Annotated in this window: 4 protein-coding genes; 1 reads left to right on the top strand and 3 read right to left on the bottom strand. The window is 53.6% G+C overall.

Going from position 1 to position 16,795, the window contains the following annotated elements:
- Nucleotides 1-1,162 precede the first annotated feature (1,162 nt).
- Complete coding sequence (locus IEX36_RS12980) at nucleotides 1,163-8,881, top strand: FG-GAP-like repeat-containing protein (protein WP_308422307.1); 7,719 nt, start codon at nucleotides 1,163-1,165, stop codon at nucleotides 8,879-8,881.
- 2,239 nt (nucleotides 8,882-11,120) lie between these two features.
- On the opposite strand, the gene IEX36_RS12975 is transcribed toward IEX36_RS12980, so the two are convergent.
- Genes IEX36_RS12975 through IEX36_RS17720 form a run of 3 tightly spaced genes read right to left on the bottom strand, consistent with a single transcriptional unit; the run spans nucleotide 11,121 to nucleotide 15,381 of the window.
- On the bottom strand, nucleotides 11,121-11,657 hold the full coding sequence (locus tag IEX36_RS12975) for a hypothetical protein (RefSeq protein ID WP_188759682.1): 537 nt from the start codon (nucleotides 11,655-11,657) through the stop codon (nucleotides 11,121-11,123).
- Between the two features lie 27 nt (nucleotides 11,658-11,684).
- Nucleotides 11,685-14,564, bottom strand: a complete 2,880-nt coding sequence (locus tag IEX36_RS12970; RefSeq protein WP_188759681.1) for an autotransporter outer membrane beta-barrel domain-containing protein — start codon at nucleotides 14,562-14,564, stop codon at nucleotides 11,685-11,687.
- A 46-nt stretch (nucleotides 14,565-14,610) separates the two neighbouring features.
- Nucleotides 14,611-15,381: an IPT/TIG domain-containing protein gene (locus IEX36_RS17720; RefSeq protein WP_373283046.1), complete on the bottom strand. Its 771-nt coding sequence runs from the start codon at nucleotides 15,379-15,381 to the stop codon at nucleotides 14,611-14,613.
- Nucleotides 15,382-16,795 lie beyond the last annotated feature (1,414 nt).

The following is a 16,795-nucleotide window of genomic DNA, read 5'->3' as shown; positions in this document are numbered from 1 at the left end:
GTCGCAAAACCGGCAGCAGCAGAGGGTCATGATCCCCAAGTTATTGGAAGGATGGTAGGCACGATTGGATTCGAACCAACGACCTCTACCGTGTCGATCTTCGTTTTGACGCAATGTCAGTAACTTAGCAGCACTGAACAAAGCGCTTATTGGACCCAATTTTGACCCATAGATGGACCCACGCTGACGGTTGCAAATCAACGCGACACGAACGGCAACAGCGAGGAAAGACGGTCGATCTGATTGCTGCCCGGCACTCAGTATGTTCAAACAATACGCGTCAAAATGCGAACCGCTCCGCACTTCAGCATGAAATGGAGACGCCGCCGTACCAAAAGTCCTAAAAAGCGATTGGGGCACTGCGACAATCCTAGTCGTGTAGTGTCAGAGGTTCCGCTTTGTCGTCCATCGCGCGATCTTCTCATTGATCGTTTGGCGCTGAAAATGTGTCTTGCCCTCAGGGAGAGAGTGTGTGCAAAGTTGTGGGTGGTCATGCTGCGTTAGTTGTGATTGGTTCGAGATTGGCCGAAGCCCTTGTGCCCATGACGGAATGAGTCTTCTAAAGTCCCATTGAGCACCTGAACGCGAACGTTGAGAAAGCTCTAGACAGTAGAGCGGTTCCATCGCATCTGCTGCTTCTTGACCATCCGCTTCGAGACAATCTCGTTGAGCTCGGACTCAACGAACCCGGTCGAGATTCGCTGTCCGGCGTGATAGCGCCTGCCAAATCAATGGACACGCAATGGTAGCGCAAGCACCGGCACAGCTGACGCCAACCACGGCAGAGCGCAATGAACGGCACGACGAACGCGCAAGGTTAACCGGTCACGATCTACAACCCCGCGACCGGCAACCCATTGACCGGGCCAATTCCTGTGAGCCCGCAAGCCCGTGCGCTGCTTGCCTTATATCCTCTACCCAACATCCAGGGAAACACCTGCTTCAACTATCAAGCATCCTTGCTGAACAAATCACAGCCCCAACTTCTTCATCGCCTATAGGGGAAGAAGTGCTCCCGGCGTAAGAGTAATTTAGGTTGAGTTTCTCAGTCGAGAGCCGCCAAATTCGTGTTATTCTTCACACGATTTTCAGGCGGCGAACTTGCTGGGCAGTTGTGCAGGATGCCTTTTGTACCGTATGTTTGCGGTCTGATTGGTTCCTGATGGCGATCCCTTGCCGCCAACGGGAGCTTCGGATGCGTTGTGGTTCATCGTTGTTTGCTTGGATGTCTATCATTGTCAGGCCTTCAAAGGGGTGCGTAGGTCTCTGTGTTGTATTGGTCGGACTGTGCTTTGCAAGTATTAATGGATTCGGCCAAACGAAGCCTGCGACAACGACGAACCTCACAATCACCTCGGGCGGCACTGCGGTTACGTCAGTGACTAGCGGGAGCGTCGTGACCCTGACCGCTACGGTCAACGCGGGAGTAACTGCAGTGAGGCCGGGACAGGTGAACTTTTGCGATGCGACTGCGAAAAGTTGCACGGATATTCATCTGCTTGGGACGGCACAATTGACCGGCTCAGGAACGGCGACGCTCGTGTTCCGACCGGGCACTGGGAGTCATAGCTTCAAGGCAGTGTTTGCTGGGACCAACACATATGCCGGGAGTGCGTCAGGGGCATCGACACTGACGGTGACGGGCACGCCCGGGCCGATTGCCTCGGCGGCCACGGTCACGGAGAGCGGATCGTGGGGAAACTATCAACTCACGGCCACGGTGACCGAAGCCGGGAGAACGGCGGCACCCACTGGGGCGGTATCGTTCCAGGATGCGAACCATGGGAATTCCGTTCTGACGACCGGGACGCTGGGGACTGCTGTTGCCGGGGTCGGCTGGCCAAACCCTAAATCCATCAATGCGGCGGGAAGCAAATTTGTGCTCGTGGCCGATCTCAATCGCGATGGCATTCCTGATCTGGTGGTGAATGACAACCCGGTGGTGATCTACCTGGGCAGAGCGGATGGAACCTACACTGAAGCTCCTGTGCCTTCGATTTCGGGGCCGACTGCAGGTTCTGTGGCCGTTGCTGATTTCAACGGGGACGGAATTCCAGACCTGGCCGTGGCGATGTACAGCTCATCCGCCGTTTCTATCCTGCTCGGGAACGGCGATGGGACGTTTGGGACGCCGATCCAAGCCAACCTGCCGAGCGGCGACACGAATCCCTCCCAACTGTTGACTGCGGATTTCAACGGGGACGGCATTGCCGATCTGGCAGTGATCAATAGTTACGGATCGACGATAAGCATCCTCTTTGGAAATGGAGACGGCACGTTTACGATGGCTGCTGCTCCTTCGATTTCCGTGCGTCCTTCGGCCGTTGCCATAGGAGATTTTAATGGGGACGGGAAAACGGACCTGGCTGTTGGGGATGCTTACAGCGACTTGATCACCATCCTTCTAGGCAATGGAGATGGCACGTTTACGACTGCCGGTACGGTGCATTCCGGTACCAATGGTGGGACGAGCGATGGTTTGGAGATTGCCACGGCCGATTTCAATGGAGATGGCAAACTTGATCTCGCTGTGGCGGCCGGCGGTGTAGGCGGCACTAGCGAGTCGGTGACGATACTCACCGGTAACGGGGACGGGAGTTTCAATCCGTCTTCATCGGTTCAGGGCTCAAATGCCACGAGCGTTACGTGGATACAGGTTGCGGATTTTAATCAGGATGGCGTCCCGGACGTGGTTCTGGCGGACGCGAGCGGCAACGTAAACGTTCTCTTGAACAACGGCAGTGGTTCGTTTGGCGGAGATATTCCGGTCGTTACGGGTCTCAGCGTTCCTTATTACCTTATGGTTGGCGTGGGTGATCTGAACGGGGATGGGTATCCGGACATCGCGGCCGGCGGCTATTACAACAGTACGCTGGGATTGTACCTGACGGAACCAACGGAGACGGCGACTGCATCGGCCAATATTTCTTTGCCCGCCGGGATGCACCAGACGGATGTGAGTTATGCGGGAGATAGCAATTACAACGCAAGCGTCTCGGGCACGATACCGTTGTGGGGCGTTCCTCCCACGACGGCAACAACACTGACACTGACTGCCGGAGGTTCGGCGGTAACGAGCGTTACTCCGGGAACAGCAGTTACGCTAACAGCGACAGTGGCGGCGGGGACGAGCCCGGTTACGACAGGCCAGGTGAACTTCTGCGATGCATCAGCGACTTATTGTAGCGATGTTCATATTCTGGGAACAGGTGTGTTGACGAGCAGCGGGACTGCGACATTCAAGTTCGTCCCTGGCGCCGGCACACATAGTTACAAAGCTGTCCTTGTCGAAGATGGCTATGGTGCAAGTAGTTCCTCGAATCCTGTGTCGCTGACCGTGGGGCCCGCGCCGAGTCCTGTCTACACGGACATGACGGCGATTTCGGCTGGCGGCTACGCGGCCAATTACTCATTAACGGCAACGGTTGTGGGATATGGAGGCACTGCTGCGCCGACAGGGAACGTGTCTTTCCTGGACACGAGCTTCGGGAATACAAGTTTGGGCACTGCTGCGTTGGGAACGAGTAAGTCCGGATTCGGATGGCTTATTTCGCAGACACCGGCATTGAGCTATGCGCCCGTAGGGGAAGTTGAAGGCGATTTTAACGGAGACGGTATTCCGGATCTTGCCTTGCTTTGGAGCACCAATTCGTTCAGCGGAGGTCCATATTCAGTCACTATCTTTTTCGGCGGGGCGAATGGCACTTTCACGACTGGGCCAACGACTGCGGTGACTGGCATGCAGTTGTATTCCTCCTCCATGATCGCGGGCGATTTCAACGGAGATGGCAAGACGGACCTGGCGATGTTGAATTCGTCGACCGGCTACGGCACCAGCAATGTCACGGTCATGCTGGGGAACGGCGATGGAACGTTCGCTGCGCCGCAAACTACCCAGGGTTATAATCCGGGGCCGGTTGGCGGCGATGTCGTTCAAGGGTCGATGGTTGCCGCAGACTTTAATGGCGATGGAAAAATGGACCTTGCAGTCGTGGGCGGACTTGTCGGTTCAGGCGAAGTCACGATTTTCCTGGGCAAAGGGGATGGAACGTTCACGTCGATGGGGACGAGTTACGGGTACAGTTCAAGCTTTAACGTGATTGCAGCGGGTGATTTTAATGGCGATGGCGTTCCGGACCTTGTGGTCGCCAACTACTTCGCTCCCAGCGGCGCTACTGTTCTCCTCGGTAAAGGTGATGGGACGTTTACTGCACTGCCGACGCAGATTCCTGTGAATACGTTTGTCGATTCGATTGCGGTTGGGGATTTCAATAGTGATGGCGTTACGGACCTGGCCTTCGGTTATAGCGGGGGAGTAGGTGTGTTCTTAGGGAATGGTGATGGGAGTTTCAAACAGGCAACCGGCAGCCCGTTCGCCGGCGCTGGTCTGAGCCTTGTCGCAGGTGACTTTAATCAGGACGGCAAGCTTGATCTGGCGGGGCTCGATACCTACAATGACCAGATCGATCTTCTGATCGGCGCCGGGGACGGAACATTCGCAGCGTATGTTACGACTCCGAATGTGAGCAGGGGGACCGGTCTGTTCGCCCTCGTCGCGGGTGACTTCGATAGCGATGGCGTGCCCGATTTGGCCATGCTGACCCAGTATGTCGATACCGCATCGATCCTGCTGACGGAGCCAACGCAGACGGCGACGGCGACCATTACAGACATTGCGCCGGTGGGCGCAGGAACACACAACGTGGAGGCGAGCTATGCGGGAGATGGCAATTACTCGCCCAGTGCTTCCCCGACTACACCGCTGACGGCGGGCCTGAGACCAGTTGTTATTTCGCCAGCGGGCGGGACCTACTCCTCAGTTTCCACGATAACGATGAGTGAATCGATTCCCGGAGCCACAATTTACTATTCCGCGCTGGGGCCGGTCCAGACCAATGGATTCGTTCCCTACACGGGGCCGATTACGCTGGCTGTGGGCGGAAATGAGACGATACAGGCATACGCGTCGGAGACTGGCTATGTTCAGAGCACCTACACCTCCGCGACTTTTGCGCTGAATTTCCCGGTAGCTCCCGCTCCTGTGATCTCGCCGGCTGGTGGGAGTTCTGGCGGACCGCAGTCGGTGACGATTTCAGACTCCGTGGCTGGCGCGGCGATCTATTACACAACAGACGGAACAATTCCAACGCTGAATTCGACGCTTTATACCGGACCGATTATGGTTTCGGCGTCGGAGACCGTGGCAGCAATTGCGGCACCAAGCGGATACACCCCGAGTAGTGCGGTCGCGGGACAGTTCTTCATCGGTTTATCACAGAGCTCGTATATCTACACGATCGCCGGGAATGATAGCTGGGGGTACTCGGGGGATGGCGGTTTGGCGACCGTTGCGAGCCTTAACAGTCCTCAGGCATCTGTGGAAGACAGCTCAGGCAACATCTACATTGCCGACAGCGGAAACAACGTTGTGAGGAAAGTTGCTGTAGGAAGCGGTGTGATTACGACAGTGGCCGGGACTGGAATCGCCAGCTATAGCGGCGACGGTGGGCCAGCTACCAGCGCACAGTTGCAACTGCCCTACGCTCTGGCAATCGATGGCGCCGGGAATCTGTATATCGCTGACGAGGGGAACCGGGTAGTTCGCATGGTTGCGGCCAGCACTGGGACGATTACCACGGTTGCAGGCAATCCAACGGCGAGTAGCGTGGGCGATGGCGGCGCGGCGACGAGCGCGCAGCTTCAAAATCCAAGAGGGCTGGCGCTCGATAGTGCTGGGAATTTGTACATTTCAGACGCGTCGCGTGTCCGCAAGGTGTCGGCGGGCACAGGGATTATCACCACGGTAGCGGGAACCGGGACTTATGGTTATACCGGCGACAATGGTCCTGCAACAAGCGCAACATTGAGCTATGCGCAAGGCCTTGCAATAGATACCGTCGGAAATCTTTACATCGCGGATGGGGGGAACAATGCGATTCGAAAGATCACGGCGAGCACTGGAGTCATTACAACCGTGGCGGGAAGCGGGCCGATCGTTTCAGGCTCGAGTTTCAGCGGAGATGGAGGCCCTGCTACGAGTGCACGGCTCCTTGGTCCGCAGGGAGTAGCGGTGGATGCGGCCGGGAACTTATATATTTCCGACACCAACAACTATGTTGTGCGCGAGGTGACGGCCAGCAACGGCATCATCAATACCATTGTTGGGCATCCGCAAACGTGTTCCTCCATGAGTGGCGATGGGGAGGTCGCGATTGACTCCGTGATCTGCTATCCAGGGGGAATCACGCTGGACAGCGCGGGAAATATCTATATTGCAGAGATCAGGGCGCATCGAATTCGCAAAGTAAGTGTGGCTGCTGCGCCACCGACGGCAGTGACTGCGGCCCCCGTATTCAATCAGCCTGTGGGTACGTATGCTAACCCGCCTGCGGTGAGCGTCACGAGCGCGACGACAGGAGCGGAGATTTACCTGACACTGGATGGATCGGTTCCAACCACGGCCGGCGCAGGTTACCGTGGGCCGATCACTGTTACCGGGTCTGCGAAGGTGCAGGCGGTGGCTGTGGCTCCAGGGTTTCTGCCCAGCGCCCCCGTTTCAGCTAGCTATACCATTACAAACCCGCCTGTGGCGGTAGTGACTACTGTGGCTGGAACCGGTGCTTTTGGAATAGCAGAGGCTGGGGAACAAGCCATCGACGCCAAGCTCCGCAACCCGGAAGGGTTGGCATTTGATGCTGCGGGCAATCTGTACATCGCCGATCCGGTCAGCAACACAGTGTGGATGGTCGGGGCGACGACAGGTACGATCAGCGTTGCGGTAGGCACTCCCGGAACATCTGGATACAGCGGAAACGGGGGCCCGGCGACGAGCGCGCTCCTGAATAATCCAACGCATATTGCTTTCGATGGTGCAGGCAACATGTATGTTGCGGACACGTTTAACAACGTCGTGCGCGAGGTTGCAGCGGCGACGGGCAAGATCAACATTTTCGCCGGAGGTAGCGGCTCGTTTTCGAATATCGGCGATGGCGGACCGGCAACTTCAGCCAATCTCGCCAGCCCACAGGGTCTAGTCTTTGACAGTGCGGGAAATCTTTACATTGCGGACTCGGCACATGGGCGAGTGCGTATGGTCTCCGCGAGCACTGGAATCATTAGTACGGTCGCAGGTGGCGGGACGGGTGCACTTGGCGACGGTGGACCAGCGACTTCAGCGACACTTAAGAGTCCGGTAGACCTTGCATTGGACGGCCATGGAAATCTGTACATTGCCGATTCGGCCGATGGGCGTATTCGCCTGGTCAACGCGGCTACAGATACCATTTCGACGGTGGCTGGCAATGGAAATACAGGCGAGAGCGGCGACGGCGGACCGGCGACGAATGCGGAGATTGATCCTATCGGGATCGCGCTGGACGGTACTGGGAATCTCTATATTTCGAACGAAGTTAACGAAGTGCGGAGGGTGCCGGCTAGCGGAGGCGTGATCACAACGGTGGCTGGCAGTGGGTACACCGGTTTCAGCGGCGATGGCGGCTCTGCGACGATGGCCGAGTTTTGCGTGCCTGACGGCTTAGCTTTCGACAAGTCGGGGAGCCTCTACATTGCGGACTGGTGCAACTATCGGGTGCGTAGAGTCACGTTTTCCGGTGCGGCGGCGACGCCGGACTTCCATCTGGCGCCTGGAACATATACGTCGGCGCAGACGGTGACGATCACGGACCAAACGCCGGGAGCCGTGCTGTATTACACGACGGATGGAAGCACGCCGACCGCGGCCTCGCCTCAATACAGTGGCCCTATCAGCATGACATCGACCGAGACATTGAAGGTTATCGCGGTGGCGACAGGTTATACGGTAAGCTCGGTAGCCTCAGCGGCCTACGTCGTCGGACCGGTCGTCCCAGCCATTACATGGGCAGTGCCGGCACCAATCACTTATGGAACGCCGCTCGGCTCCGCGCAATTGGATGCGGTGACAACGGTAGCCGGGACGTTCGTTTATTCTCCGCAGCCAGGAATGGTTTTGAGTGCGGGGCAACAGACTCTGACTGCGACATTCACCCCTAGCGACACAACGGACTATAAGACCGCAATGGCAAGCGTCATCTTGACGGTGAAAACGGCGACGCCGGGAGTGAGTTCAGTAGGCTCATCTCTGAATCCATCTCTGGTTTCGGATTTAGTGACATTCACCGCGACTGTTACATCTCCCAGCGGCGGCACACCTTCAGGGACGGTCACGTTTCTGGACGGGACCGCACAATTGGGGTCGGGGACACTGAGCGGAGGGACTGCGACCTTCACCACGTCGGCGCTGTCCGCCGGAAACCATGCAATCACGGTGTCGTACTCGGGAGACCAGAACTTTGCACCGGTGACGAGCGCGCCACTGGCGCAGATGGTGGAGAGCTTTTCGATCAGCAATTCGAGCACGGGATCGTCATCGGTGACGGTTTCTCCTGGCGGACAGGCAAGCTTTGCTCTCGTTGCGATGCCTCCGAGTACAGGTGCAGCTCTTACGTTCGCGGTGGCCGGACTGCCGCCTGGGGCGACCGCAACGTTCTCCCCATCAACGGTGGCGGTGGGTACAGGTGCAACGAATGTGACCTTGACGGTGACCCTACCGAATACTACGGCAATGCTTTTCAATGGAATTCCGCTTAGACGGAGCACGCTTCCGATATTGCTTGGGTTGATGCTGTTGCCGATTGGTGGCAGACTCCGTAGAGCATCGCGTCAGGGTTTTCGGTTCATCTGCCTATGTCTCGTAATGTTCGGGGTAACTGCGTTCATAAGCGGCTGTGCAGGTAGCAGCAGCACTCAGTCGACCCCACATCCTCAGGCTTATCCGTTGACGGTTATCGCATCTTCCGGGTCTCTTGCACAGTCGATAACACTGACATTGAACGTGCAATGATGGCGCCGTGCCGACGGACTTTACGACACGCCATGCCAACCATGACGCTCGGAACGTATGCCCAGCAGTTATGGTGGACATACGCGCCGCACAGAACAGGCTGGCAGCACCTTAAGTTAAGGGTAGGTTAGGACAGCTCGCTCGGGTTTCGGCGTAATGGCGATTTTCGCCCTTACCTGTTTCCAAATGGGCTGTTTCTCACTGCTAAGTTGTTGAAGGATATGGTAGGCACGATTGGATTCGAACCAACGACCTCTACCGTGTCAAGCTGTTAACCATTTGACTTTACAGGAACTTAGCCGCCATTTAAGTCCCTGCAAACTTCACGAAGACGAGTATTTTGTGCCCCTTTTGCGCCCTCACGCTTGGGTTTTGTGCCGTCAGACATACGTTTGCGTCGTGCTGGGCGTCTGATAAACAGGCCCTTCCGAGGCTCAGAACGAAATCGTTCTCCTGGCATTGACCATCCTGCCTGATTAGCAACCAGCTCAGCTTGCACCAAATGTAAGGAAGAACCTAGTTAATGGGATCGGACACCGGGAAATTCCCGATTGGATTAGGGCCGGACATGCAACGTTACCTCATTAGAGTAAACCGTGGTCTTGTTGTCTTCCTCGGTGCGGCTGACCTTCAGAGTGTATTGTCCGGGTTCTGTGATTTCATATAGGTGCTTTACATCAATCGTCATAACAAACATTATCCCGGGCGGTTTCGGAAGCAAAACACTGCTGCCACTAACGACTTCATTAGGATCACCTCGCCGTTGCCTACCTGAGATTTTTCGGTGAAAGACAGTAGTTTCTACCTCCTTCCCATCCTTCATGAGAAGAAAATGGAACCCTCTGTACCATGAATCTTTATCTGTAGTCGGAATGGCTCTCCAAAAGATATCTCCAGCAGTTATATTCGTGATTGTCATCTTCACTTGGATCGCGGAGCCCAACCTGAAGGTATCAGTAGGCTAGGTTAGCACGATAGTGTAGGCAGGATTGATTGCAGCAGGTTTCTTGCTGGTGGCATCAAAAGAAGCTTGCGCCAAACAAAGAGTTCCCTGGAGCATCAAGACAAAGCATATGATCGATTTCATCACCATCCCTCCACGGATTTTGCAATTACGATGAATTAACTCGCAGGAGACCATGTAGGAAACCCAGAAGACTGTGGAATTCCGAGAGTTTGAACAGGGCATCCGTTCGTGGTGCTCAATGTATAGGTTGTCCCGTTGGATTGATTGACAAGCTGGTTGATCGCACAACCAGACCAATGCCATGTCACAGAACTTAGAGGAACAGGGATCGAGGCACACGTACTCGTGCTAGGCGTAAATGTACCATCCGCATTTTGAACTGTCTTGGCAGGTGTGCAGGATGATTGCCCTGAAGGCGGAATTCCAGGATCCCACATCAAGTACATTGTAGCCGTAAACGTCTCCCAACCCTCTCCATAATTCATCATCGGCAGACCAGCGGATGGAGTATCCCAAGTTTCAGCAGGATACACGTAGGCATAGGGATAGGTTTTGTCGATGCTGACGGTGGGAGTCGGCGGAACCAGCGTTACACCATTGCCCGTAATATACTTCTGCTGTACTCCATTAAGGAGTTGTACAAATGTAAAGCTCTGATTAGTTCCACTAGGTGGTGTGGCGCTTGTCTTGAAGTCGATACCAATAGGACCCGTTACACCTTGAGGACTGGTCACTGTAACACCTGTTGTAGATAGGCTCCAAGTAGGAAGAATTTGCACACCCGAACCATCGGTCTTCATCGTTGGCTGAATCATAAGGTTCCCGCTCGGTCCTTGAATCATGAATGTTGCCGTGGCACTAGCAGACTGGCCGTTGTTCAATGTATAGGTGTAGGTAACAGTCCCTGTGGCCCCTGGGTTGATCCAATAGATCGTTTGTGAATTTTGAGATGGTCCGGGTTGGCGAGTTCGAGGCCGCCACCGACACTTCCACCTGCCGCAACAGGTTCACCACCTGCTCAGCTGTGTGCTTTTTCCTACGTGCCATAACCCGCTCCTTGAAATCCAGTCTCTCTCATCGCAACTGGTTCAAAAGATCGGGCAGGCCACACTAACAATCCAACTGGTTCAAAAGATTGGGCAGGTCAAATGGACGAAGTTTCCATCCTCGACCTCGATGCTCCAGTCGAAGAGGACTACTGGCTGAAGCAGTTCTTTGAAGTCACGAGCATTTACAACAAAAGCGGTGACCTCTATCAACTTTGCACACTTTCTATTGACTTGGTGCCTGAATTTCGAACTTTACAGTATTTGTGCGCAACCAGTGCCCAGATCCGTTCTTTGGTCCAGTGGGATCGTATATCTCCAGGTAAACACTGTAATTGCCAGGCGTGTTAAGAACATAGAAATAAGACAAATCATATTTTTGCGAATCCACTGAGCCGGGCGCAATGGACCGGCCAGCTACAGGGCCCGACGGAAGGGCTGGGCCATCACCACGACGAAAGTCTCCAAGAAGATGACGATATAACTCTGTCTTTGGCGGATTGCCAGCCTTCCCTGTGATGAGAATCCGTTCGAGACGACGCTCGTTCGAGTACCATATCGCCTTTGATCCAGAGTTTTTGATCTCCAGAATTGCGATCGGCTTTTCTCCAATGGCATAGCTGCTCTTTTGCATAGAAACCTGAATGGATACCGAATCCAGTTGGCTGGTCGTGGGTGCGGACTGTGCCCCCAACGGGATCACGCAGCCGACAATAACCACTAGTGCAATTACGAAGCGAGCATAAGTACGAGTGATGGTCATATCAACTTACTCCTTTCTCAAGCCATGCTATTGACAGTTGGTGTTCGCGGAAACACTGCAACCTCCCGAACCAGTACCAGTCGTCCATTGAGGATATCCACTCGCGGCACCAGCGGTATTCCCGCTTCCTGTCCCACATTGCAGAAACCAGTTTGGCGCGGCTCCTGTTCCAGCATTGATAGTGCAGGCAGACCAGTTCCAGTGTACGGAGCCGAGTGGAATGGGAGTAGAAGTACATGTACTTGCATGGTCTATATAAGGAACGCTAGATGTATCGGTCCAAGCAGGGGTGCAACCAGCCGGTAGAGCAGGGTCCCAGAGAACGTACATTGTTGCATTGAATGGTTCTGCTGCCTCTCCCCAGGTGGACTCTATACCCCTGCCTGGAGAATCCCAAGTGGCATTCGCGTAACCTGGGCCGTTAAAGTACGGATATGTCCCGTCGAGCTGATTGGATGCCGTAAATGGCGTAAATGTACTATTCTGCGGAACAATCTGCAACTGAGTAACGGAATTGAGAATCTGGACCCAGATGAACTGACCGCAGCCCGCAGCAGGTGGCGCGCCTGGGCTTGTCGGGCATTGTGATTGATTAGAGACAGGCTGAGCGTTATCGGTTAGGAAGACGCCTACCGATCCGTTGGTTGGGTGAATTGGAGCGTTAGTCATTGACAGCGCAGCTACACTACTCTGAGCATTAGATAGCACAGAGCCTGTGTTATTGCTCTGTGCAAATGCGTTTGGAAAAAGGCTACCGGTAGGTCCGCCAATATTGAAAGTTGCTGTCGCGCTCGCTGACTGTCCATTGTTCAGCGTGTAATTGTAGGTAACAGTCTCGCCGTTGTCTCCTGGATTAACCCAGTAGAAAGTCAACGAATTCTGGTTCAATGACGGATCGGATGCTTCCGTTCCTCCTGCAGATGCCGATGGTTGAGTACCGGGTGTTCCTGCGCCATCCACAAAGCCGCCCGTAATCGCCGATTGGTTTGAGAAAGACCATGACTGGCTCTGGATGCTGTACCCATTTGGCGTGGGCACAGACAACACGATCTGCTGACCGGCAACGACCGTTTGTGTTGTTCCCGATATATTACTGCCGTTGAACATGATCTGAGGTGTCGGGGTGACGGCGTTTACTGAAGCAGCGCTCGTGCCTACTGGCGACCCTCCGTTGCAATTGCCGCAGACATAACTGTTTCCCGCATATCCCGGTTGGACTTGAACTGTTGCGGATTCGTTTGGTGCGTCTTGAGCAACAGTCACTGTGACTTGCGTCTGTGTTCCATCTGGACTCGTATTTGTTGCAGCACTGCTAGTTACACCAGCACCTGAAATACTTACAGTCGGTTGATTCCCAAATCCCGTACCGGTGATGATCAGAGTAAAGCTGGTGCCTGCCGTCCATGTATAGGAGCTTAGTGAAGCGATTACCGCACCTGGAGCGCCAACGGTAAAGTTGACAGCATTACTCGTGCCCCACATATTGGAAATCGTAAATTGGTAATTACCCATTGTCTGAGTGCTCGGGATAGAGTAACTCACCGTTTCATTGCTTGCTCCTGGGGACGAAACGGAAGTTGGTATCCCCGGAAGGTCAGATATTGACGTACCTTCCTCATCTTCGAGATTAACCCCTTGGACCGTAAAGCTGCCACTCGTGCCAATATTTGCTGATGGAGGTGTGACCGATGTGATTTGAGGAATGCCAACTGTCACAGATATATCCGACCCATTGTAAGGTTGACAGATCGTCGCTGTTGGATAGGTTGAGGGGGGACCCTCGCTGAAGAGAGGGCTAGGTTCAGGCGTGCTCTGCGCTTGAACATATTCGGGCTCAGGATCGCCGCAATCATCAGTATCGCAACCGGGAGGCAAAGGAGTTGGAGGAGGAACTTCAGTTATATCCACAAGATAACAGGCATCGACTTGAGGCTCAAACGTGAACGTATTATTGGTGGGGCTGACGGACACTGTAGAAACCGCCGATTCGAGACCATAGACTGCAGGCAATGAAGCAACTGTGCTTCCATTTACGAAGAGATATCCAGCCCCCGCAACATAATCAACATCGGCCGTATCGAGATTATCCATTTCGATATATGCTTCCACCTCCCCGGTTGCTGTCCGTGGGCCTCTCTCTGGAAGCCCTGAGCTCCCTGAGGAAGGATATTGTTCCTCCCCTGCACCTATAAAAGCAAACGCTTCGGCTCCTGGGATATTATTCGATGTCTCATAAGATCCGTCTGGAGTGTTCGGTATGGCCGGGATGGGGCGAGTTACGCTATCAGGGGTAATTGAGTTTACATCTGCTGTACTTCCTGATGCAGGTGTTTGTGCAGAATTTGATGAAGGTATAGCCTTCGTGTTAGGTGCTATGCGGGAAACGAGAAACTTGCGGAAAGTCGACCGTGCATTACTAGAGAGCTCGTTATCTAATTCTTCCATCTGCTGAGTCAGCATCTGCTCTCGATCAGTATCTATTTGTTTTAGCTGATCATATAGTGTTTGCTGTTCGGGAGTAAGCGGAGCACCCTTGACTGGTTTTGTTTGCAAATATAATTGTCTCAGATGGATCGCTTTAGTGTTGAGATCTGCCATCGCGCTTGAAAGGCGATCCGCCGCTTCGTGAATTGGCGCGTACTCAGCATCGGATATGCTCATCTTTGATTGAATAAACGTCCGGACCGCTGTTCCAGAAGAACCGCCTTTTTCCATTTGGGCAGCCTTCTGATCAAGATGATGTTGGTACATGAGAAAGTGCCAGTACAAGTGAGACATAGGGATGCGTTGAGTTTGTGAACTCTCTGGGCTTGAGCTAGGTGTTTGCCCCATCCCAGTACGAGATAGGAAGCCAGCAAATATTAACAGTATTGCCACATGGATGATTGCCAACAAACGTCTCTGCATGGCTGTCCTTTCCTGCTCCAATTCTGGAATTAGTTAGAGTGTCACCCTACTCGGTAGGACATGCGAATGGTGATGTGACCGTAAAGCTCGCAGGAAAGCTTGGAGCCCCTCCTACTGTCACAACAACGTCACCACTTGATGCTCCCGTCTGTGGTACCTGCACTGTAATGCAACTACCTGGGGTTGTAGCACAGGAGTTCCATTGCAAGACTATGAGAGGTGCACCATCTAATGTCACCTTACTGGCACCTTGAATGCTTCCGAAATTTGCCCCAGTAATCGTAAATCCCATTTGTGGCGGCCCCTCCGTAAGCGACAGCCCGGAAATGCTAGGTACCAAAATGGGGCCTATAGCAAACGGGATTGTATTACTAGCAGAACCATTCTGGAATACTTGCACATTGCCATTTGACGCGCTATCGCTAGGTACAACCGCAACGATTTCTGTGTCGCTCCAGACTGTTATAACATTTGCTTGAACGCCCCCAATTATGACCGTGCCACTGCCCTGACTGGCACCAAAGCCTGAACCATCAATTGTGACAAGCGTCCCAGCCGGAGCAGGTTCCGGACTGACTCCTTTAATCTGCACAGTTGAGCCAGGGAGGTCCCATGATGTAGGGGCCGAGCTGAGTATTGGGCTAAAATCTGGACTCGATGGGAGCGCATCGAATAGAGAGGTCAAATTTAAAGTTGGATTAAGGGCTATGTCTAGTGCCGCTTGAAAGGTATCAGTTGGAGCAGTTCCTCCAGGTGGTGTTGCGGCAGTAAATAAAGCCGGACATGCAGACGCTGAATTAATGCACTGTTCGATCATGTCCGCAAGGGTATTCAGCGTCGTTGCCGATGGACTCCCGCTTGGAATCGCGCCATTGGAGCTGCTGACAAGAGACTCCGAATAGGTGACTGCGTTCTGCAATGATGCTGCACTGTTGCTATCGGAAGCGAAGGAATCAGTTGAAACGGTAGCAAAGCTGCTCAGAGCGAAGGCAGATGCAATTGTTGTGGTCTCAGTAATATCCATAGAGCCCCACTCCTGCCCACATGGGGTTGGAATCATTGCAATCATGGCTGCGTTGGGGTTGTTCTCATCTGTTCCGGCAGGATCACCTTGTGTGGCTAGGAGGTACATTGATGCACCAGGACTAGGGCACGACTGATAAGCAGTGATTGGCCCGAAATCTCCTTGAGAGTCAGTAAGAATATACGAATTTCCGGAAGAATCTGTCTGAGCACCGACGGATGACGGAGAGATCATCGAAATCGGCAGCGATCCGAATCCATTAGTGCTAATGGAAAACCAATAGATTCGCATTCCCACTGGCGCAGGTACCGTTAGTGGGGTGATACCTTTCTGGGGAGAATGGGAGGATAGGTGAACTCTTCCACTCTGCGCTATAGCACCCGGTAGGCTGCAAAGAAGCACTGCTAACATCAAGAGGGTAGAAAAGAGTCTTGGAAGGCGGAGGGAAGAATTAGATGATTGCTCAAAGATCATTGAATACACCCGTCTCAGTTTTGAAGCGAGGTAAACCAAATGCATCCAGCGATTGGCTGGGTACACTAACATCTAGCTTGTCCTATTGAGTAACCCGAGAAGAGGTGCAGCAGTATTCAGTCAGAAAGTACGATTCATTCTCAACTTTGCACGCGATAACGACAAGAAACATGGCTGCCTGCTAAACGTCTCATGCAATCGAATGTCTGTCAAGCATTTAAAATTGCATTTGTTTGGCAAAGTACAGCCTGGCTGTACACTATGCAGGAAGACGTGACATGGAAAGGAAGTAAGGCGCAATTCTATTTCGTCAGGTGGGTTGTTATCTATGTTCGCGTCCCAGACAAAAGTCCTTGCTACGCAAGGGTCACTCTGTTGTCAATGGAACGAGTCGAACGTGCTGACAATTAACTAACCCCGTATTTCACAGAGCGCGGCGAGCCTGCAACAACCACTGATCGGCCTGAGTTTTAGGCCATGTTTGTATATCTGACGTCGTGAACTGTGCCGATTGGAACAAACTGCTTGATGCATGATGAGTATGGGTTGAGGCTAATCACAGTTTCCGGGCTCTTCTAAGATCGATATTCGATGATTCCATTGGTGATTTTTCGGGGAACTGATAAACGCCCCGCAACAGCGTTTCGGGATCGGTAGCAAAAGCGTCGTGGCCTGACCGATGTTTTGTACCAGTGAGATTGCTAATGTAGCGCAGGCCATTCTCCAGTGGATC

Source organism: Edaphobacter acidisoli, assembly GCF_014642855.1.
Taxonomy (GTDB): Bacteria; Acidobacteriota; Terriglobia; order Terriglobales; family Acidobacteriaceae; genus Edaphobacter; species Edaphobacter acidisoli.
This window is presented reverse-complemented; position numbering and strand designations above follow the sequence as displayed.

What these genes read in the sequence shown, in the direction of transcription:
- IEX36_RS12980 (WP_308422307.1), top strand. Translation starts at nt 1,163, where the DNA reads ATGGCGATCCCTTGCCGCCAACGGGAGCTTCGGATGCGTTGTGGTTCA.
- IEX36_RS12975 (WP_188759682.1), bottom strand. Translation starts at nt 11,657, where the DNA reads ATGACCATCACTCGTACTTATGCTCGCTTCGTAATTGCACTAGTGGTT.
- IEX36_RS12970 (WP_188759681.1), bottom strand. Translation starts at nt 14,564, where the DNA reads ATGCAGAGACGTTTGTTGGCAATCATCCATGTGGCAATACTGTTAATA.
- IEX36_RS17720 (WP_373283046.1), bottom strand. Translation starts at nt 15,381, where the DNA reads ATGATCGAACAGTGCATTAATTCAGCGTCTGCATGTCCGGCTTTATTT.